This window comes from Plantactinospora sp. CNZ320 (assembly GCF_002846275.1).
In genome coordinates, this window is sequence record NZ_PJMP01000001.1 from 7,700,650 (window position 1) to 7,720,091 (window position 19,442).

Genomic DNA, 19,442 nt, shown 5'->3' on the forward strand with positions numbered 1-19,442 from the left:
TTCTGTTGTAGAAGGGCCCCCTGCTCACGCCCCACCACGCGGCGCCCACCACCCATCAGCCGCGTCAACAACGGTGCTGGTCACTACAGCTAGCGGCTGCCGACCCGGACGGTGGTGGAGACGGTGCCGAGGTTGGTGGTGACGGTCAGCGAGTAGCTGGTGTTCAGGGCCAGCGGGTCGCGGGGCACCACGAAGAGCGAGTTGTGGCCGTTGAGGATCGCTCGGCCGAGGTCCTGCGAGGCGCGATCCGGGTTGGTGTAGCTGGCGCCGGTGACGACGCAGGCCGGCAGGGTGGTCGACCCCCGTCGGAAGGTGGCGGTGGCGGTGGTGATGGCGGGGCCGTTCGGGTCGAACGCGACGTAGAGCGGGATGCCGATCTGCGGGAACATCTCCTGGAACCGGTCGGTGTAGGGCCGGCCGCAGGAGCTGACCGGGTTCGGCCACTCGTTCCCGATCACGGTCAGCTCGGCCGGCAGCACCGTGGCGGACGACGGCCAGGTGCGGGGCCAGCCGGTGGTGACCGGTTCGGCGGGTACTCCGGTGGCGCCGGGTTCGATCCAGTGGGTGCCGATCCCGGAGTAGAAGTGCCCGTACCCGCCGGCGGCGTTGACGCCGCCGTCCAGGAACTCGGCGAGGTGGAACGGGCCGTTGAGCCAGTTCTCGGTACGCAGGTCCCCGGTGTTTATCAGGTTCGCCTGGCCACCCATGACACCGCGTTCGGTGTACCACTCGTTGTTCGGGTCCTCATGGTGCTGAAAATGGCCGGTGCGTTCCATGTAGAAGACGTGCGCGGCGATGTCGCCGCTGAACCGGGCGTCCTGCACCGGGGCGGGCAGGTTGGCTTCGGCGCGGACCTGGTTGAGTTTGGTCAGCCATCCCGGCAGCGGGCACGGGGTGAGCGTCTCGACGTCGCGACCGAGGACGGCGGAGCTGCCGACCAGGGTCACCGAGGTGACACCCCGGGTCTCCAGGTCCTCCCGCACGTACGGCGGCACGCAGTTCGGCGGTACGACGTACAGCGGGGCGTGCCGGGCACCGGCGACCGCCGCCGCGGTCAGCGCGTCCGGAAACGCCGCCCCGGTGGCCAGGAACACCTCTCCGCTGCTGGGGAAGCTCTCCCGGTTGATCACCCCTGAGGTGCCGTACCGGTCCGCGCCCGCGTACCGGTGCACCTGGTAGGAGCGTTTCAGGTTGCGTTCGATCTGCGGGTAGACCACCGGGGTGCCGCCGGAGATGACGACCTCGGTCACCCCGAGCCGTCGCAGCTCGGCGGTCACCCCCGAGGTCGGGCCGGTCGTGCTGAGCCCGTCGAGCAGGATCACCGGTGCTCCGGCCGCTCCGGCGGCACCGGCCGCGGCGAGCGCGTCGGGGAAGTTGCGTCCGGAGGCGAGGTACGCCCGGCTGACCACCCGGTCCGGAAAGGCGTACTCGGAGACCCGCAGCGAGGTCTCGTACCGGTCCCGCCCCTCCGCCCGGGCCATGCTGTTCGTGTACCGCCACAGCTGGGTCTCGACCTGGTCGCTGACTACGGCGCGGCTGCCGACCATGACGATCCGCTGTGGATCGAGCCGGTCCAGTTCGGCCGCTACGACATCGGGAACCGAGTCCTTCAACACCAGCAGCAGCGGGCCGCCCTCGAAGGCGGCCGCAGCGGCGGCGCTGAGCGCGTCGGGGAAGTCCAGGCCGTTCGCGACGTACACCACTGGCACGTTCGGCTCCGGATAGGCCCGCTTCGACACCGCGACAGCCGTGGCGAACCGATCCTGCCCCCACAACCGGTCCACCTGGTACGCCGACTCCGCCGCAGCAGCCGCCTGCACAGGTGTCACAAGCATCGTCGCCAGCAGGGTCAACACGGCAGGCCCGGCGAACCTCGCAAGTCGCATGTCCGCATTAGACGCCCGCCATGCACGACCGCGAATCAGTCTTACGCCCACAGCACTCGACCGACCGACCAGTAGTCCAACATCACATGACAGCGGGGCGGCACCGGATGGCGGAAGCCGACCGCCCGGTGCGGTGACAGTCAGCCCGATGATGCCGGGCGCCCGCCCTTCGGGCGGCCACCCTTCGGCCGGCCGGTCATCTGGCGTAGCGGGGCTCGCTGAGCCGGCTGCGGAACTCCGCGTGAGCGGTCTGGAAGACCTCGTTGAGCCGCTCGAGTTCGGACTCGGTCGGCTCTCGCCGCAACGTGACGTCGATCTTGAAGTCGCCGTCCACGACCGCCACGTCGAGGTGGTCGAGCAGGTCCGTGGGAATCCTGGTGACGGCGAACTCGCGGAACGCCTCGGCGATCGTGCCCGCCATGTCACCACACCCGCAGGTGCGGCCGTCCAGCACCGCGCCGAGGTGGCTGCGGCCGACGATCGCGTCCGGGTGTACGGGGTCCATCACGGCCAGGCCCTCCTCCAGGACCGTGCGCGCCTCCGCCAACCGCGCCTCGTGCTGAAGGAACAGGCCGAGGGCGATGCAGGCCCTGCCAACCGTGTCGTAGTCGGCGCCGCGGCGCGCCTCGGTCACCGCCTCGGTCAGCCGCTGCTCGGCCGGACCCACCTGGCCGGCCTCCTTCAGCGCGAGGCCCCAGTTGCGCAGTACCTGACTGCGCAGCTCGGGGCGACCGATGCGCTCCGCCCTCGCCAGCGCCGACCCGTACGTGCGCAGTGCCGCCTCGACGTCGCCGGCCTCGTCCTGGGCCATCGCCAGGCCGAGCGCTGCCATCAGCGCCTCTTCCTGCCGCCCCTGCCGGTCGTAGGAGGCGAGCACCCGCTCGATCGCGTCGACCCGTCCCGCCTGGTCACCGAGATCACGGCCGAGGTTCGCCATCGTCGACAGGGCGTTGAGCGTCGCCTGGTGGTCGACGCCGAGCCGCTCCTCAAGGGCGGCGACCAAGCGGGTGAGCAGGGCCTTGGACGCCGGATCCTCGTGGTCCAGCGACTGCGTGACGGCCTGCCCGATCTGCTCGACGACCTCGTCGGGCAGTTGGTGCAGCCCCACGAAGAGCGGCTCGTGGCTGCCAGCGGCGTGCACGATCACCGCTCGCAACGCCAACGCGGTGGCCACCCGCTCGTGCCCGTTGCGCCACAGGTTGGCCACCGCCTCCTCGACCACCTCCCGGGCGCCGGCCAGGTCGCCACGGTGCCGCAGCAGGTCCGCCAGCGGTTCGAGGCCGAACGCGTAACCGGCATGTTCGCGGCCGTAGAAGGCGAGCCGCTCCTGGACGCCCTGGCGCAACTCCGTCTCGGCCTCGTCGAGTCGTCCGACCATCCGTAGTGCCAGGCCCAGATTGAGTCGGTAGGTCAACTGGTCCTTGCGGGACTCGTGGTCGCGGGGTGTCGCGGAGGCGGCGCGGCGGTAGCACTCGATCGCCCGGTCGCGCTGATCGACGTTGAGCAGCACGTTGCCGAGGTCGCACTGGGCCGAGGCCCATTCCGGGCTGCCCTGACCGTGCCGGTCCGTGACGGCCTGCAACTCGCGCGTCATGAGATTTTCGGCGTCGCCCATGCGACCCTCCCGCAACAGCGCGAAGGCCACCTCGACCGGAGTGAGGGATGTCGTCACGGGCCGGAAGTCTAGGGCTGCCCACCGACGTTCGCGCACCGCTGGTGACAACCTCCGGCTGACCGGCCGGGATCTCCGGTCAGTGCACGGCGGTGACCAGCGGGTCGTGCACCCGGCCGAGGAACAGCGGTACGCCGGTGAGCCGGTCGTGGATGACGTACAGGAATGGCCGGTTGACGAAGAACTGCGGCCCCTGCGGGATCGACGGCGGCCGGACGACGACGGCGGTGGCGGCCGCGGCCTCGGTACCCTTCTCGTCCACCGCGATGAACGTCTCGTGCACCACGTTGTCGATGCACAGGGTCGGCTCGCTGCTCATCGCGGTGAAGTCGGCCCGCGTGGTGAACGCCGTGGGCATGCCGAGATTGCTCAGTGCGGCGCCCAGCTCGACCGGCAGCCGGAACGTCCACCGGGGCAGCCGCAGTTGGACGTCGACGGACCGGAACCCGGTCAACAAGGCACCCAGCCAGGTCACGTCGATGTTCGCCTCGACCGCGGCGAGATCGTCCCGAGTCGGCATGACGATGGCCATGGCCAGCGCGCCGCCCGCGTAGGGCACGTCGACCGCACGCCACCCGTCCCCTTCCAGATAGCCCATCCGGTCGAACGGCCCGCGCATGATCTGGACGTCGACGACGCTGCCGTCATCCCGGGTGAACGGTTCCACCGCCGTGGCGGTCGCCTTGAACGGGTACTGCCAGGCCGCCATCAGGTAGGTCGTGTTGGTGAGGATCAGGCTGGTGTCGGAGCCCACGGTGCCGGACGGCAACAGTTGCGGGATCTTCGCGTTGGTCCGGTCGGAGACCCAGGTGTTGATCTCCTGGCGGGCGGCCTCCGGTGCGCCCCGGAAGTCGACCGGGTGCGGTGCGGCACCGTAGTAGCCGGCAAGGGTGTCCCGGAACCCGGGGCGCAGGCCCAGATCGAGCCGGGTCCACAGGGCGTTGGCAGTGGTCAGCCGGGGCCGTTTGGTGCCGTCGCCGTCCTGGTACCGCCCGGCGAGCGACTGATCGACGGTGTTCAACCCGCTGTCGAGCGCTCCGGGCCGCGGCTGCGGGGCGTGCAGCACGGCATCCATCTCGTCCGCCGTGGTCGAGCCGGCGCCCGCTCTGGTCATCGCGAGCGCGTGCCCGACCGAGTACGGTGCGCACACAAGGTTGCCGCCCGGTCGGGTCGACGCCAGGGTCAGATAGAGGTCGGCCGTGAAGCCACGGAGTGCGGTCGCGGCGGCCTGTGTCGTGGCTGGATCGGGAGGCACCCGGGTCGGATCCGTCGACGTGGACGGGTCGGCGAGCCGACGGGGATCGCTTGGGGCGGCGGCAAGGGCGGCGGCAGCGAGCGGTACCGTCCGCAGCAGGGATCGACGCGAGACCATATAGCGACGGTAGAACACTCCTATGCGGACACGCCAGGTAGGAGTACTGAATTCATAGAAGTGAGCCAATGCCGGTCGCTGGATGGAGCCGAGAGACGAGGTCCTTCATGAAACGAACGACAATTGCTGTCATCACGGTCGCCATCGTGCTGCTCGGCTGGCCGGGCACCGCACTGGCGGCGCCGCCCGGCAACGACGACTTCGACAACGCGATCCCGGTCGGCGGAGCCCTGCCGTTCACCGACACGGTCTCCAGCACGGACGCGACGACGGCGGCCGACGACCCGGAGTCCTGTGCGGGCGCTGTCTCCTCCGTCTGGTACCGGTTCACCCCGACCGAGAGCGGCTTCTACGTGGCCACCGGTACGGCCCAACCGTACGGCGCCTTCGTGAGCATCTTCACCGGCACCCGAGGCGCTCTGACGCCTGTTGTCTGCGGCTCCAACAAGGGCGGCTGGACCGCCGAGGCCGGGACCACCTACCACCTGATGGTGAGCGCCTTTCCCTGGTCGCCCCCGGGCGGGGAGTTCGTCTTCGAGCTGGACGGGCCGACTGTGCTCGACGTCACCCTCGACCCGCAGGGCTGGGTCGATCCGCGCACCGGGTTCGCCCGGCTCTCCGGCACCGTCACCTGCCGGGCCACCTACTACACCCGGATAGAAGGGGAGCTCCGGCAGCGGGTGGGCGGCCGGGACAACGGTCGCATCTTCGGCCTGGATGCGCCCACCTGTGACGGGACGGTCCGGCGGTGGGCAGCCGAGGTGCGGGGGCCGGAGAGGTTCCTGAGCGGTCGAGCCACCGCCTGGGTGCAGGTCTACGCCTGCCCCGACAACGCCACCTGCCTGTCCGACCTCGTCGAGGGTGACGTCACCCTGGTCAACCGACGGTTTCCCGCCGGCTGATCCGGACCTGCTCGACCGACCGATCCCCACCGGCTGATCGCCTCTGGTCGCGGGGCAGAGCCACGTGATCATCTGTGTGTGTGTCGTTGTTAGACTTCGCCAGGTCGTCGAGGGGTGAGCGGGGGGTGGCGGCCATGGTGGGGGACCCGGACGGCGAGGCGTTTCTGGATCCGGACAGCGCGCGGGACTATCTGCGGTCCTGGAAGCAGCGCGTCGAGGCGATGGCGGCGAAGACGCAGGCCATGAGCGACCAGATCGGACAGTTGCGGGCCAGCGCCAGGGACGGTAACGGGCTGGCCGAGGTGACCGTCGACTCCACGGGTGTGCTCGTCGACCTGAAGCTCACGGAGCGCATCCACCGGTTCGATCCGGAGGTGGTGGCCCGGGCCGTGATGTCCGCCCTGCGCCAGGCGCGGGTGACGGCGGCGGACCGGTCACGGGAGATCGCGATCGAGACGATGGGGCCGGACTCGGTGGCGGCGCGCACGATCGGTGACCGGATGCAGCAGCTGTTGGAGGGTCCGGAGTCCACCGACGATGTTCCGGGGCCTCCAGGTCTGGGGAGGAGGTAGGCGATGGCCGACGCGTTCAACGTCGACCCGGCGCAGTTGCACAGGCATGCGGCGAAGGTGCTCGCGGTGCGGGACCAGTTGGAGGCGATCAAGGGCGCCAGCCGTGCGATCAGCCAGAACGACGCGGCGTACGGGCTGTTGTGCGGGTGGATCTCCGGAATTCTGGAGGCCCGGCACCAACGGCAGGACGCGTTGTACGCCTACGTGGAGGAGAACCTGTCGTTGGCGTCGGACGCGTTGACGACCGCTGCCCGGGCGTACGAGTCGGCCGACAGGTCGTCCTCGGACCGGGTCCGCCGGGCCGGCGGGGCGGGGTGAGGACGCGGTCATGGTCGCCGACAACGCGCTGGTAGCCACACCTACGTCGTCACGTACGGCCTGGACGGGATCGTCGCTGGCCGAGGGGTTCCAGGGCCTCCACCAGTCGGTCAACAGCGGCTCGTGGGTCGACGGGATGCTGGCCGGCGGCGCGTTCGCGCTGGAGGCCGCCGCCACGGTGATCGATCCCTTCAGCGCCCTGCTGGCCAACGGGCTCGGCTGGGCGATGGAGCACTTCGAGCCGTTGCGCGAGGTACTGGACAAGCTGGCCGGGATTCCGGACCTGGTGGTCGCGCACGCCGAGACCTGGAAGAACATGGCCGGTGCGTTGCAGACGATGGCCGAGGACCTCTACTCCACCCTCGCCTCCGACCTGCCTGACTGGAGCGGAACCGCGGCCGAGGCGTACCAGAACAAGATGGCCAACAACGTCGACGGGCTCGGCGGCCTCTCCGTGCTGGCGGCCACCATGGCCTCGGCGACCCAGGCGGCGGGCAACCTGGTGCAGTTCACCCGCGACATCGTCCGGGACCTGATCTGCGACCTGGTCGCCCGGGTGATCGTCTGGGCGGCGGAGGCACTGCTGATCGTCACGATCCCGGTGGTCGCGGCGCAGATCGTCTCCGCGGTGTTGAAGTGGGCTGGCCGGATCGCGGGCTACACCAGCGCACTGATCACCAGCCTCACCAACCTGAAGACCCTGATGGGCGGCTGACGATGAGCTTGCGCGGACCTTCGGTACGACCGCCGGTGGGTGTGCTGACCGAGCCGGGCGTTCGCCCCGCCGCCGAGGGTCGGTAGGGCGTCGATGGCCAGGGGCAGCGGGGGAGACACCCCTTCGACCGGCCGCACCGGAAGCGACGGCGACGCCACTCCGTCGGGGCGGCGAACTCCCGGCGGGAACGCCGGCAGTGTGGACGCCGGCCAGACAGCCGTACAGGCGGCGTTCCAGGCAGGTCGGGTCGGTAGTGGCAGCGCGCCGAGTTCCACCACCGGGTCGCCGGTCACCAGCACGATCAGCGGTGAACCGCTTCCGCCGGGCTACAAGTACGACGCCAACGGGCGCCTGCACGGCCCGGACGGCGGGTACGCCAAGGATCCGACGGCGCCACCCGGTGCGCACAACCGCGACACCGAATATCCCGGTGGTTACCGCGAGTCCACGCACGACGAAATGGCTCGCAGATACACGGTGGAAGGCGCCCTCGCCGGGGAGTGGCCACGGTTGCCCAACGGGCAACGGATGCCCAAGGAAGATCTGACCTGGCTCGACGAGAACGGTGAGGTCATCGACGTCCCGGACGGCGACGAGATCACCTACGAACACAACAGGCCGGTCGTCCAGGACTGGAACGACGATGGCCGGTTCAATTCCAGGCAGTATCGAAATGACTGGTACAACAACGTCGATAATCTCCAGCCCATGCTCCGGTCGGAGAATTCCCGGGGCGGCGCGACATTGGGGTTGAGATACGAGCAGGAAACGGGCCCGGGGTATACTGCCGACTGATATGTCCGGCCCCGAGGACCCGTAGCTGCCGGTAACCGAACTGGAGTGTCGTGGTAGATATCGCCAATATCGTCCAGGGCTTCGCTGGCGTCCGGCCCCTGCCCGGGATGCAGGACGCGTGGACCTGGTCGCTGGGCACCATGTTCACCTACGGCCTGGCCATCACCCCCGACGGCGCGCACGCGGTGCAGATGAACGTGCGCGGCGAAGGGGACGAGGAACTCATGACTAGCGTCCTGTCCTTCGCTCGGGATCGCAGCACGGAGGTGCTGGCCGCCGTGCCGTTCGCGGTGCTCGAGGGTTACACGCCGCCGGAGGGCTCCGGTTACGAGTTCGACACCGTCGGCGGTGTGATTCCCGTCGTCTATCGCCTGCACAAGAAGATTCCCGAGCTGGCTGAGGTCACCTATCAGGTCTTTCCCGCGTGGCGCTGCGAGTTCTCCGGGCGCGAGTCGCAGATCGAGGCGGCGGACAGGTTCGGCAAATTCCTGGAATCCGCCGACATCCATCGCCTACCGAGGCCGTTTCTCAAGATGCGCTTCGACAATCCGAAGACCGGCGGCGGCAGCATCGGCAGCGAACTCGGCCTCGCCAGGACGGACCTGTTGTACAGCGAGCTACGCAAGCTCGACCAGGCCGAGGGTGCGTGGATCGACTTCCAGAACTTCCAGAACAAGCTGCGCCGAGCGTACTGGGAGGACGGTCTGCGGCTGGCCGCCGAGGATGGGCAGGGCCGGCCGACAGAGTTGAACGACCTGCTGCTGTACGCGCACAGGTTCCTCACCGAGGGTGTCGACGATGAATCTTGAGGTCGAGGACCAGGACCCGATCGAGGGCGCGACCGAGGCGGACATCCGCGCCGGGATAGCCCGCCTGAACAGTCGTGGCCCGAGGTTCGCAGTGCTCAGGGTCCGGCCGCACTACTACATCCAGACCTATGCGCTCGACGATGGCCGGCTGGATGTGGACTACCGCGAGGGCGGGCCCGACCGGGCCTACGTCTCGCCGTTCCCCCAGCCCAAGGACGCGGTCACCGACGCATTCCTCAGCTACCTGTACGACGACAACCGATGGCGCACCGCCTTCGAGTGGAGGCGTCAACCGGAAGAGGAGCTATGAGTTACGTCGTTCCGGTCACCGACGCGACGTACCGCGCCCGCGTCGTGGACAGCCCGACACCCGTCCTGCTGGTGTTCCTGCCCGACACCGGGGAGGTCCGGCGGGCGTTCTCGCCGGTGCTCGCCGAGGTCGCCCAGCGCCTGGGCGACGGGCTGGTGGTGGCCACCGTCGACGTGACCACCAACCCGGCCGTCACGCAGGGGTGGGGCGTGACCCAGACTCCGACCTCGGTGTTGCTCGACCGTGGCGTCATGCAGCGCGTGCTGCTCGGGGTACGTCCCGCGGACCGGCTCGTCGAGGAGATCGAGCAGGTGCTCGGCCCCAATCTCCCGACGCAGTAACCGGTTCGGCCCCGGCCGGGCGGTCACACTGCCGTTGTGGAGCCAGCCGAGAAGCCGTGGCGCGAGGGGTATCAGTGTCACACCGCGTCATGTCATCCTGACCGGATGCGAGTCGCATCGATTCACACGTATCCGATAAAGGCCTGCCGGCGGATGGACCGCGACACGGCGCGGGTCGAGCCGTGGGGTCTGGACGGCGACCGGCGCTGGCTGATCGTGGACGAGCACGGGCTCGGGTTGACCCAGCGCCAGCACCGGGAACTGGTGACGATGCGGGCGGTCTCCCGGCCGGGCGGGCTGACCCTGGACGCGCCGGGGCTGGCCCCGCTCGATCTGGCCGAACCGACCGGCGGCGAGCTGATCGAGGTCCGGGTTTACCGGGGACGGCCGCCCGCACCGGTACGCGCCGCCGGTCCCGAGGCGGACGACTGGCTCAACCGGCTGTTGGGCCGCCCCGCCCGGCTGGTCTGGCTCGGTGACCCCACCGCCAACCTCGTGCCCTGGCAGGTTCCGGCCGGCACCAGTGCCGAACTGAGTTTTGCCGACGGTACCCCGCTGTTGCTGGCGAACACCGCGTCGCTGGACGCGTTCAACGGCTGGCTGCTGGAGTCGGGCAGCGGCGAGGGTCCGCTGCCGATGAGCCAGTTCCGCCCGAACCTGGTGATCGACGGCGCCGAGCCGTGGGCCGAGGCCGGCTGGGTCGGCCGGCGGATCCGGATCGGCCCGGCGATGTTCCACGGCGCCGCCGAGTGCGGCCGTTGTCTGATCGCGACGATCGACCAGGAGACCGGGCAGCGGGGACGGGAGCCGCTACGGATGCTCGCCGCACGGCGGAACATCGACCGGAAGCTCCGGTTCGGTCTCCAGCTGCTGGTGCTTGCCGAACCCGGCGAATCGTCGGACGGCCCTACCTTAAGCGTCGGTGACACTGTGGAGGTGCTGGACTGACCCGACTCGCCGGTCGGCTGCCGGTGGCGGTGCAGGAGAGGGTTACGGCCGCGCCGGCCGCCGTCGTCCGGCCATCGGGGCTGCCGCCGTCCGGTCACCGAGCTGCGGGGGAGCGGTCATCGGCGCTGCGGTGCAACGGTCATCGGGGCTGCGGGGCGACCGGGTCTGTGGCGGCGATCGGATCTGTGGCCGGGACCGGGACCGCGTCGGCGTGGATGCCGGTCCAGCTCAACCGTCCGGACTCCGCCAGTACGAAGATCGCCGGGAATCCCTCGACACCGAACGCGCGTCGCATCGTGCCGTCCGTGTCGACGACGATCCGGGCCACCGGATCGAGCCTGTCGAGGAACCGGGCGGACGCGTCCGGTCCGGTCACCACGGCGAGCACCCGCGCCGGACCGCCAGGCCAGCGGGCCGCCACCTCCCGGAACCGTGTCCGTTCCCGACGGCAGGATGCGCAGGTGGGACTGAAGAAGCCGATCAGCGTGGCCGCCGCCACCTCCAGGGTGACCGGCCGGCCGTGGGTGTCGGAGGCGAGAAAGCCGCCAACCGTGGCACCGCGTGCGAGCGCCCGCGCGGGAACGCCCTGCCGCTCCACCTCGGAGAGCAGTTCGGACTGATAGCGCAGACGCCGCACGACCGCCACCAGCAGGGCGGTGTTGAACGCGCAGACGGTACTGCTGAGCACGACGACGGCGACGAGCACGGACATGGCACCTCACAGACGAGCGGTGAAGAGGGACGTGATCTCGTGCAGGCGGGTGATGCAACCGGCCAGCGCGACGGCACCCACCGCGCAGACCAGCGCGGCGTCCCAGCGCAGTGCCCCGGCTCCGGCGGTGATCCGGGTGCTCACCAGCCCAGCGCAGACGACACCCAGCAGCAGGAGGTTGCGGACGAGGGCGGTTCGGCGGGTGATCGAGGCCGACGAGCCGAAGCACTCACACTCCAACGCCTGCCCGGACCTCGGGGACCGCGCCAGCGCCCAGGTGAAGCCGCACAACAGCACGCCGGCCACGCCGAGCCCAGCGACGGAGAGCGGGCCAGCGACGGAGATCGGGCCGGCGGAGGGGAGCGGGCCGGCGGCTGCGGTCAGCGTCACGGTCAGCTCGGCGGCGACGACCAGCCACGCGAGCACCGCCGCCGGCGCCGCCGGCAGGCCCGTCAAGGCCCCGGTGGAACGGCGGAACCGGGCGTACGCCGCCCGGCTGCGAAGCTTGCCGACCGAGGAGAACGCGAACACCACGGCGACGGTGCCCCGGCAGACGAGGGAGAGGTACGGGAGCACGTCACCCATCCGAGTTTCCCCGGTTCTCGATCGCGACCGTCAGCAGCGGGATGTGGAAGTCCTCCGGGTACGGCTCGTCGACCGCGACGCCGTCCACCGAGACCCAGGCGTGCGCGCCGAAGGGCGGATAGCGCCGTACGCCGGCGTGCCAGGTCGGCCAGCACCCGTTCAGCCGGCACAGCAGCACGGTGGCGATCGAACGCGGCAGGCAACCCAGTGGACCGCTACAGAAGGCGCTTGTCGCAACGGTGTCCCGGCGTGCCGTTGCCGCCTGCGCACGACTCGCCGGACGCGCACCACGGCTGAGCCGGTGCAGCACCCGGTGAATCCGATCGGGTCGCTGCACGGCCAGCAGCCTGGCCACCGCGACGACCAGGCGCACCACGACGCGCCGCCGCAGGCCCAGCCGCCCGGGATCGTGCCGGAGCACCTGTTCCGAGGTCACCCCGCGACCACCAGTCCGGCCGCCGCCAGCTCGGCGATCAGCTCCGGCACGTCCGACGCCATCGTTGCCGGGTCGCCGTCGAATTCCTCGGCGAGTCGGGCGGCCGCGTGTTCGGGATCCCCGTCGGCGAGCAGCGAGGCGAGCACCGCCGCCCCGGTCGGGTTGAGCGTCCAGTACTGGCCGGAGGCGGAGTCGAGCAGCACCCCGCCGTACTCGGTAGGTGTCCAGGACACCCGGTCGCGCAGCTTCCAGCTCATGGTTTCTTCCTCATCGGACGACGGGTGCGGGCGTGGGTGCGGGTTCCACGGCGGGTGCGGGTTCCACGGTGCGTAGCCAGGTCTCGCAGGCCAGGGTCTGGTCGAGGTCGTACCAGGTGCGGTCGTCGGGACTGCGCAGCGCCGCCCGCAGCGCGGCGGCGTCCACCAGGCCGCGCCCGGCCAGCCGTGAACCGTCGGCGAGTGCGAGCAGGTCGTCGCGGTGCCGGTCGGCGCCCCGGGCGGCGGCGATCGAGGTGTCGGCCTTGGTGTCGCGGGCGAGCAGTGCCGGCGGCAGTACCCCGGTCATGGCGGCCCGGATCAGCGGCTTGTAGTCCCGGGGCGAGGTGACGTGCGCGGGGTGCACCGCCAGACATGCCTCCATGGCCTGGTCGTCGAGGTACGGCAGGGCCGCGCTCACCCCGGTCCGCCGGGTCGACTGGGCGAGGTGCCGGGCGTTCGCGGCCCCGGCGTACACCCCGGCGAGCCGGCCGTGCAGCCCGCGGTCCTCGGCGAGCGGCACCGCCTCGGCCGCCCGATGGCGCAGTGTCTCGCGCAGTCCCGCCCTCGCGTCGGCGGTGAGCCACGGCGCCGTCGCCACCGGTACCCCCCAGTCGAGGAGTGGACGCGGGCGGCCGGTCCCGGCACCGTCGAGCTGGTCGCCGAGCGACGCCATCCAGCGGCCGTACGAGCGTCGGTCCACGATCGCCCGCAGTGTGTCCCGGCGTCCCCACCGGTACGCCGCACGCAGCAGCCGCAGCTGCCGGAGCGCCTGCCGGGGATGCGTCGCCAGCAGGGTCAGTTGCAGCGCGGGGTCGGCGCTGAGCAGCTCGTCACCGCCGAACCCGGTGAGCCGGATCTGCGCACCGTGCGCGGCGGCCCGGCGGGACACGGCGAGGAAGCTCGCCCGGTACAGCACGGCGGCGGTCGGCTCGTCGAAGCGGTCCTCCGCCCCGAGGATGCCCTCGTACGGCAGGGGGTTCGACTCGCCCTCCACCACCTCGTGGGTCACCGGGCCAAGTTCGGCGGCGGCGCGTCTCGCCCACGGAAGGTCGTCGTCCAGCGGGTCCGGGCTCACGCACGTCAGCCCCACCACCCGGCTGCCGCTCCGGGCGGCCAGCGCGCACAGCGACGTCGAGTCCATCCCGCTCAGGTCGCTCGCCAGCACCCCGTGGCCGCCCGCGCGCACCGCCACGGCCTCGGTGAGCGCCCGACGTAGCCGGTCGGCGGCGGTGGCCAGGTCGAGCACGGGTTCCGGCGCGCGCCACCGGATGACGGTGCGCGCTGCCCCGGCACGGTCCAGCAGAAGGCGCCTGTCCGGGGGTACGGCGTGCACGCCGCGCCAGACCGGCTGCCAGAAGATCGGCCAGGGGGCGTACGGGGCGAGCATCCGCAGCGCGAGTGCCTCGTCGTCGAGCCCCGTACCGACGAGTCCGGCCAGTACGTCGGCGCGATCGCTGGCGACGCCCTGCTCGCCCGCCGAGACGAAGTAGACCCGGCGGTACCCCGACAGGCTGCCCTGCACCGCCGTCCCCGCCGCAGTAGTGGCGAGCGCGTGGAAGCTGCCGGGCAGGCCCTGTAGGGCGGCGCACATCTGCCCGGCGTCGTGGACGCCCGCCGCCCGTCGTTCCAACTCACCCGTTGAGAGCCGGTGCTCGCCGAGCGCGACGAGGCGGCGGTCGCCCATCTCGGCCACCGCCACCTCGTCGTCGGTCCACCGACCGAGCAGCCATGGACGCCCGGAGGCGTGGGTGAGCGTCCGCAGCTCCGGAACCCGCTGCCGGAGCGGCTCGACGAGCAGCCGACCGGCGTCGGTGTCCGGAACGACCACGAACCACGAGAGCCCGGATGCCAGGTCCGGAACGACCACCATGGGCACTACCCCTCTGCGTCGATACGGTGGACCCGTGCCCTCAGCTGCAGATCGAACGCGGCTTCTGGGTGACGAACGACTCCCGGCAACTGGTGAACAGGCTGCCGGCCGTCTTGCGGGCGAAGCTGCCCTGCTTCGACAGGGTGGGCCGCTCGTAGGCGGTCTTCTTCACCATCTCGTACCTCCTCGGTGTGGTCGGGCTCCGGCGTTCCGAGCCCGTCGTGCAAGCACTATCCGAGGTCGATCTATATTGGTGCGATATCGGCACTTTGCTTCCTCGGCCGCGCGGCGGATCCGGTGAGCAACTGGGTAGCGGCCAGTCCTCGGTAGAGTTCACAGCCGTCCACGAGTTCGGCGTGGCTGCCCACCGCGCGGATCCGGCCGGCGTCCAGCACGACGATGCGGTCGGCCCGGGTCACAGTGGAGAGTCGGTGCGCCACCATCACCACAGTGGTGGTCCGGGAGACGGCGGCGACGATCTCACCCAGCGCCCGTTCGTTCATCGCGTCGAGCTGCGAGGTCGGCTCGTCGAGCAGCAGCAGCCCTGGCCGGCGCAGCAGGGCACGGGCGATCGCGATGCGCTGCCGCTCCCCGCCGGAGAGCGTCGCACCGTGCTGGCCGACGGTGGTGTCGAGGCCGTCCGGCAGCCGCCGCAGGAGCGGAACGAGACGGGTCCGTTCGAGGACCTCCGCCAGCCACGGCTCCGGTGCGTGTGCCCAGCCCATCGTCACGTTGTCCCGCAGCGTTCCGGACAGGACCGGGGCGTCCTGCTCGACGTAGCCGATCCGGGCGCGCAGGTCGGCCAGGTGCCAGTCCCGTACGTCGCGGCCGTCGATCTCGACCCGACCGGTGGTCGGGTCGTAGAAGCGCTCGATCAGCGCCAGCAGGGTCGTCTTCCCGGCTCCGGAGGGTCCGACGACGGCGGTGAGACCGGTCGCCGGCAGCCGCAGGTCGACGTGCTCCAGGATCGCCGGACCGCCGGGCCGGTGTCGCAGCGAGACGTCCCGGAACACCACGGTCACGGGCGCCGCCGTGCTCTCCGCCGTGCTCTCCGTCGGGGCCGGCACGGGCCGGTCGAGGTCCTCGGCGGCGAGTTCGGCGATCCCGTCGATGCGCCGCACGGCGGCCAGCCCCGCCTGTAGCCCGGTGAGGCCGCCGACCAGTTGGGTCACCGGGCCGCCGAGGTAGAAGAGGTAGAGCAGGAAGGCCACCAGGGAGGAGACGGCGAGACCACCGGCGGCGACCCGCGCCCCACCGACGCCCAGTACCACGATGAAGGCGACCTGGACCGCGAGGCCGGTGGCGATGCCGGCCAGCGAGACCCACCGCGCCGCCTGCCGTCCCCGTCGCCACGCCTGCCGGGCCGCGGCGTGCACGGCGGCGGCCTGCCGCTCCTCGGCGCCGTTGGCCTTGACCGTCCGGAAGGCGCCGAGGGTACGTTCGAGGACCGCCCCCATCCCGCCGACCGCCTCCTGTGCCGCCTCCCCGGCACCACGGATCCTCGGGACCAGAGCCAGGGTCGCGGCGGCGAGCATCAGCAGTACGACAAGGACCACCGTGAGCAGGACCGCGTCGAGCCGGGCCATCAGCAGCACCGCGCCGGCGATCTGGAGGATCCCCGCGACCAGGTCGACGACGTTGCTGGTGGCCGCCGCACGCAGTTGGGTGGTGTCTGCGGTCGCCCGGGACAGCAGGTCCCCGGGCTCGGCGCCGTCCACGACCGCGACGCGCAGCCGCAGCAGCCGGGCGACGAGCCGGCGGCGCGCGGTCAACACGACGCTCTCGGCGGTCAGCTCGACGAGGTACATGCCCCAGACCCCGACGACCACGCTGACCAGCAGCAGCGACACCAGCAGCAGCATCGGCTCGCGGTACGGGGTGCCGCCGGTCAGCGCGTCGACAAGGCTCTTGACCACCATCGGCTGGGCGAGGTTGGCCAGTCCGCCGACGAACATCAGGGCCGCTCCGCCGAGCAGTCCACGGGCGTGCGGGCGGACGTAGCTCAGCAGGGACGCCAGCGGCGCCTGACCGGCGGCACGGGTGATGGGTTGCATGCCGCCGTCCTCACCGGGGTGTCGGAGATGCCGGTCGGGATCGGCTCCGGCCCACCGACACCCTCCGGTGAGGTCCGATATTCGAGCTATACCGGAGCTTCCGGCGGCGCCGCTGGTACGGCAGGCGCGTCCAGCCAGATGCGCCAGTCCGGCTCGCCGCTGCGCAGTGCGCGCCCGATCGACGTGGCGACCAGGTCCTGCGCGCCGAGCCGGGACATGATGGCGGCGGTGACCGCGCCCCGGTCGACGACCGGAGCGTCGAAGGGCTCGGCACCGTCGTCCGGGAGCGCGACGGTGTCGTGCGCGAGCACGACCATGCCGGGTTCGAGACGGTCGAGTTCCGCGAACGCCAGATCGGGCGCGACCCTGTCCCAGTCGCGGCACTCCCGCCGCCATACCACGGGGATCAGACCGGCGTCCACGGTCGCCTGCCACACGAAGGTGTTCTGTGCCCCGTAGGGCGGACGGAAGAACCGCACCGGCTGCCCGGCGAGGTCCTCCAGTTCGGCGCGGGCGTCGCGCAACAGCGCCGGTACCACTGCGGGGTCGGTGCGGGTGAGTCGACGGTGGTCGAAGCCGTGTAGCGCGATCTCGTGCCCCGCGGCGACGATCTCGGCGAGCAGCAGCCGTTCGCGGCGGACCCGGACGAGGAGGGTGAAGAAGGTCGCGTACGCCCCGGCGCGGGCGAGTTCGGCGAGTACCGGCTCGGTGTCACCGCTGCGCGGCCCGTCGTCGAAGGTCAGCGCCACGACACGCTCGGCGGTTCTGACGCCGTGCAGTGACGAACCGACCTCGCTGGGCATGAGAGAGCCCTCCATGGGCCGGAATTCTATCGACAGCAGTGGTCGCGACGGCCGTTGTCGAACCGGGCGGCCATCGGGACCCGGTGGCTCAGCCGTGCCAGCGCAGGTCTGCGACCACGGCCCGGTGGTCGGAGGGATGCACGCCCTCGACCGGCTCACCGGCCAGCCGTACCCCCTCGACCTGAACCTGCTGGTCCTCGCGGCCGGGGCGGAAGAAGATGTGGTCGATACGTTTGTCGATCATCTGGGGTCCGGCCGTCAGCGGCGCGGACGGATGAGTCGACGGCAGCGTGACCGCGTCGACCGGTCCGTTGCCGGCGGCCCAGGCATCGGTCAACACGTCCCGGACCGGCCGCAGGACAGGTGAGTCGACCGCCGCATTCAGGTCACCCATCAGCAGTACCGGACACGGGCCGTCGAATCGGGGGTCGGTGGCGAGATCCGCGACGAAGGCGCCCTGCGCGATGCGGTCGTCGGTGTACGGGACGCCGTAGTCGAGGCAGGCCGCCACGATGGGCAGCGGGCCGGCCGGGTGGTCGACCCGGACGCTGAGCGCGACCGGATCCCAACCGCGGTGCCGGGCCGGCATCACCAGGGCTTCGTGATCGAGGATCGGCCACCGGCTCAGCACGGCGATCCCGAGGTCGATGTCGCGCTGGTCGGCGACGTCCGGGTCCTTCGGCGCGGGCGGGTAGGAGGGCGAGGCGAAGACGGCGTGCATCCGCAGCGTTTCGGCAAGCTCGTGCGCCTGGGTGGTCCCACCACCGGCCCACACCTCCTGGAGCGCCACGACATCGGGGCGGATCCGCTCGAGCGTCGCGCGGATCCCCGGCTGTCGGTCACGCCAGCGCGGCCCGAACCTCCACCAGATGTTCCACGTCATCGCCCGGACCGTGCTGTCGACCATCAGCGAACCTCCGTCGTGCTGACCCTTGGGTGATCCGTACTGCCCCGCAGCGCCGACGAGCATGCGACGAGGCCGGAATCCGGTTCGGTGCCGGGCAGGCGCGACGCGTCCCGACTCAGGAGCGGCTCCCGCGACCGGTCTGCTCCTGCAACTCGTCGATGAGCCGTGAGGCCTCTGCCTTGGTCAGGTTGTCTGGGACCTCCCGGCCAGCCTCGCGGGCGAGGGTTGCCAGGTACGACTCCTGCGGTCCGGTCGGCGGCTCGTCGCCGGTCACCCACTGCTCGGGATCCTTCGCCGGGTTGTGATCGGTCATGGCGCTCATCTCCTCTCTCTCGAACGCCTGTCCTATACCCGCACGCCCGCGCGCCGAACATCACCTGTGGGTGTGGCGGCGGTAACCAACGTGAGCGGGGAGTGGGGCCGGTGCCGCGTGGGCGCGGTCGGCGTCAGCGCGGGGCCGCGGGCTTCCTGGCGAGAAAGAGTTGATACCGGGGGTTGCCGTTGCGGTGCTGGCCTAGCGCGGTAAGCGGGACGGCAGTCGTGCTGAAGCCGGCCGCTGTCAGGTCGTGCTGGAGTGCGCGAGCCGGGGTGCTGCGGTAGTACATGACGAACGGGGGGCGCCACACGGCGTTACGGACCCGCATGGCCAGGTCGAAACCGAGCGTCGCCCAGTGCCAGAGCGAGGTCGGCGGCGACGGTGTGCCGATCGCGAAGGTGAAGAGCCCACCGGGCCGCAGCGCGCGGTACACCCCCTCGAAGAGAGCGGGTCGTTCGGCAGGCAGGAAGTGCCCGAGCGCTCCGAAGTTGACCGCGAGGTCGAAGCCCTCGGCGAAGGGCAGGGCCCGGCCGTCGGCCCGTACCCATGACGCGTCGGGATGCGCCTTCCGCGCCTGCGCGAGCATGCCGGCACTGAAGTCCACGCCGGTGATCCCGCCTCGACACAGGGACCTGAGCACGAGCATGCCCGCGCCGGTACCGCAGCAGACATCCAGTCCGCGATCGAACGGACCGAGTTCGGCAAGCGCCCGGGTGGTCGCGTCGAGAATCTGCTCCGAGGTGCGGAAGGGGGTGTGGTCGAATTTCGGAGCCAGCAGGTCGTAACCGCGCTCGACCGAGGACATCGCCTGGACGCAGAGTTCGCGCAGCGAAGGTCCTTGAGCCGAGAACACCCGCCGAGG

Annotated in this window: 23 protein-coding genes; 9 read left to right on the forward strand and 14 right to left on the reverse strand. The window is 71.0% G+C overall.

Features of this window, described 5'->3' with window-relative positions:
• Positions 1-89 precede the first annotated feature (89 nt).
• The 3 genes from CLT71_RS34530 to CLT71_RS34540 all read right to left on the reverse strand — a co-directional run bounded on the left by CLT71_RS34530 (position 90) and on the right by CLT71_RS34540 (position 4,930).
• Complete coding sequence (locus CLT71_RS34530) at positions 90-1,886, reverse strand: cell wall-binding repeat-containing protein (protein ID WP_101370791.1); 1,797 nt, start codon at positions 1,884-1,886, stop codon at positions 90-92.
• A gap of 196 nt (positions 1,887-2,082) precedes the next feature.
• A complete protein-coding gene (locus CLT71_RS34535; RefSeq protein WP_101370792.1) occupies positions 2,083-3,558 on the reverse strand; it encodes a tetratricopeptide repeat protein in 1,476 nt (491 codons plus the stop codon).
• 79 nt (positions 3,559-3,637) lie between these two features.
• On the reverse strand, positions 3,638-4,930 hold the full coding sequence (locus tag CLT71_RS34540) for a serpin family protein (protein ID WP_101370793.1): 1,293 nt from the start codon (positions 4,928-4,930) through the stop codon (positions 3,638-3,640).
• A 107-nt stretch (positions 4,931-5,037) separates the two neighbouring features.
• On the opposite strand from CLT71_RS34540, the gene CLT71_RS34545 reads away from it, so the two are divergent.
• From CLT71_RS34545 to CLT71_RS34585, 9 genes are all read left to right on the forward strand, one after another.
• Positions 5,038-5,832 (forward strand): hypothetical protein, encoded by a 795-nt coding sequence (locus tag CLT71_RS34545; protein ID WP_143743739.1) that lies wholly within the window; start codon positions 5,038-5,040, stop codon positions 5,830-5,832.
• 134 nt (positions 5,833-5,966) lie between these two features.
• Entirely contained in the window at positions 5,967-6,404 is a 438-nt protein-coding gene (locus tag CLT71_RS34550; protein ID WP_101372035.1) for a YbaB/EbfC family nucleoid-associated protein, read from the forward strand.
• Positions 6,405-6,407: 3 nt separating this feature from the next.
• Positions 6,408-6,722 (forward strand): type VII secretion target, encoded by a 315-nt coding sequence (locus CLT71_RS34555; protein WP_101370795.1) that lies wholly within the window; start codon positions 6,408-6,410, stop codon positions 6,720-6,722.
• A gap of 10 nt (positions 6,723-6,732) precedes the next feature.
• Positions 6,733-7,437: a WXG100-like domain-containing protein gene (locus CLT71_RS34560; protein WP_101370796.1), complete on the forward strand. Its 705-nt coding sequence runs from the start codon at positions 6,733-6,735 to the stop codon at positions 7,435-7,437.
• 198 nt (positions 7,438-7,635) lie between these two features.
• A complete protein-coding gene (locus tag CLT71_RS34565) occupies positions 7,636-8,232 on the forward strand; it encodes a hypothetical protein (protein WP_101370797.1) in 597 nt (198 codons plus the stop codon).
• A 50-nt stretch (positions 8,233-8,282) separates the two neighbouring features.
• The gene (locus CLT71_RS34570; protein WP_143743740.1) at positions 8,283-9,041 is read left to right on the forward strand and encodes a hypothetical protein; all 759 of its coding nucleotides are present in this window, start codon (positions 8,283-8,285) and stop codon (positions 9,039-9,041) included.
• On the forward strand, positions 9,031-9,351 hold the full coding sequence (locus tag CLT71_RS34575) for a hypothetical protein (RefSeq protein WP_101370799.1): 321 nt from the start codon (positions 9,031-9,033) through the stop codon (positions 9,349-9,351). The genes CLT71_RS34570 and CLT71_RS34575 overlap by 11 nt, the downstream gene beginning before the upstream one ends.
• Positions 9,348-9,692 carry a thioredoxin domain-containing protein gene (locus CLT71_RS34580; RefSeq protein WP_158242377.1) on the forward strand — a complete coding sequence of 115 codons (345 nt, stop codon included), beginning with the start codon at positions 9,348-9,350 and terminating at the stop codon, positions 9,690-9,692. Before CLT71_RS34575 ends, CLT71_RS34580 begins: the two co-directional genes overlap by 4 nt.
• A 105-nt stretch (positions 9,693-9,797) precedes the next feature.
• Positions 9,798-10,640: an MOSC N-terminal beta barrel domain-containing protein gene (locus CLT71_RS34585; RefSeq protein ID WP_101370801.1), complete on the forward strand. Its 843-nt coding sequence runs from the start codon at positions 9,798-9,800 to the stop codon at positions 10,638-10,640.
• Between the two features lie 139 nt (positions 10,641-10,779).
• Here the strand turns inward: CLT71_RS34585 and CLT71_RS34590 are convergent, their stop codons facing one another.
• The 11 genes from CLT71_RS34590 to CLT71_RS34635 all read right to left on the reverse strand — a co-directional run bounded on the left by CLT71_RS34590 (position 10,780) and on the right by CLT71_RS34635 (position 19,433).
• Positions 10,780-11,352: a TlpA disulfide reductase family protein gene (locus tag CLT71_RS34590; RefSeq protein ID WP_101370802.1), complete on the reverse strand. Its 573-nt coding sequence runs from the start codon at positions 11,350-11,352 to the stop codon at positions 10,780-10,782.
• Between the two features lie 6 nt (positions 11,353-11,358).
• Entirely contained in the window at positions 11,359-11,937 is a 579-nt protein-coding gene (locus CLT71_RS34595; protein ID WP_101370803.1) for a MauE/DoxX family redox-associated membrane protein, read from the reverse strand.
• Complete coding sequence (locus tag CLT71_RS34600) at positions 11,930-12,373, reverse strand: lasso peptide biosynthesis B2 protein (protein WP_101370804.1); 444 nt, start codon at positions 12,371-12,373, stop codon at positions 11,930-11,932. Before CLT71_RS34600 ends, CLT71_RS34595 begins: the two co-directional genes overlap by 8 nt.
• Positions 12,370-12,630 (reverse strand): lasso peptide biosynthesis PqqD family chaperone, encoded by a 261-nt coding sequence (locus CLT71_RS34605; protein ID WP_101370805.1) that lies wholly within the window; start codon positions 12,628-12,630, stop codon positions 12,370-12,372. Before CLT71_RS34605 ends, CLT71_RS34600 begins: the two co-directional genes overlap by 4 nt.
• A 10-nt stretch (positions 12,631-12,640) precedes the next feature.
• Positions 12,641-14,500 carry an asparagine synthase-related protein gene (locus CLT71_RS34610; RefSeq protein WP_101370806.1) on the reverse strand — a complete coding sequence of 620 codons (1,860 nt, stop codon included), beginning with the start codon at positions 14,498-14,500 and terminating at the stop codon, positions 12,641-12,643.
• Between the two features lie 40 nt (positions 14,501-14,540).
• Complete coding sequence (locus CLT71_RS36790; RefSeq protein WP_143743741.1) at positions 14,541-14,675, reverse strand: keywimysin-related RiPP; 135 nt, start codon at positions 14,673-14,675, stop codon at positions 14,541-14,543.
• 70 nt (positions 14,676-14,745) lie between these two features.
• Positions 14,746-16,554, reverse strand: coding sequence for an ABC transporter ATP-binding protein (locus CLT71_RS34615; protein ID WP_101370807.1), 1,809 nt, complete (start codon positions 16,552-16,554; stop codon positions 14,746-14,748).
• A gap of 86 nt (positions 16,555-16,640) precedes the next feature.
• Entirely contained in the window at positions 16,641-17,372 is a 732-nt protein-coding gene (locus CLT71_RS34620; RefSeq protein ID WP_101370808.1) for a polysaccharide deacetylase family protein, read from the reverse strand.
• A gap of 73 nt (positions 17,373-17,445) precedes the next feature.
• Positions 17,446-18,264, reverse strand: coding sequence for an endonuclease/exonuclease/phosphatase family protein (locus CLT71_RS34625; protein WP_158242378.1), 819 nt, complete (start codon positions 18,262-18,264; stop codon positions 17,446-17,448).
• Between the two features lie 115 nt (positions 18,265-18,379).
• On the reverse strand, positions 18,380-18,577 hold the full coding sequence (locus CLT71_RS34630) for a DUF3072 domain-containing protein (RefSeq protein ID WP_486483610.1): 198 nt from the start codon (positions 18,575-18,577) through the stop codon (positions 18,380-18,382).
• A gap of 133 nt (positions 18,578-18,710) precedes the next feature.
• A complete protein-coding gene (locus CLT71_RS34635; protein WP_101370811.1) occupies positions 18,711-19,433 on the reverse strand; it encodes a class I SAM-dependent methyltransferase in 723 nt (240 codons plus the stop codon).
• Positions 19,434-19,442: the final 9 nt, after the last annotated feature.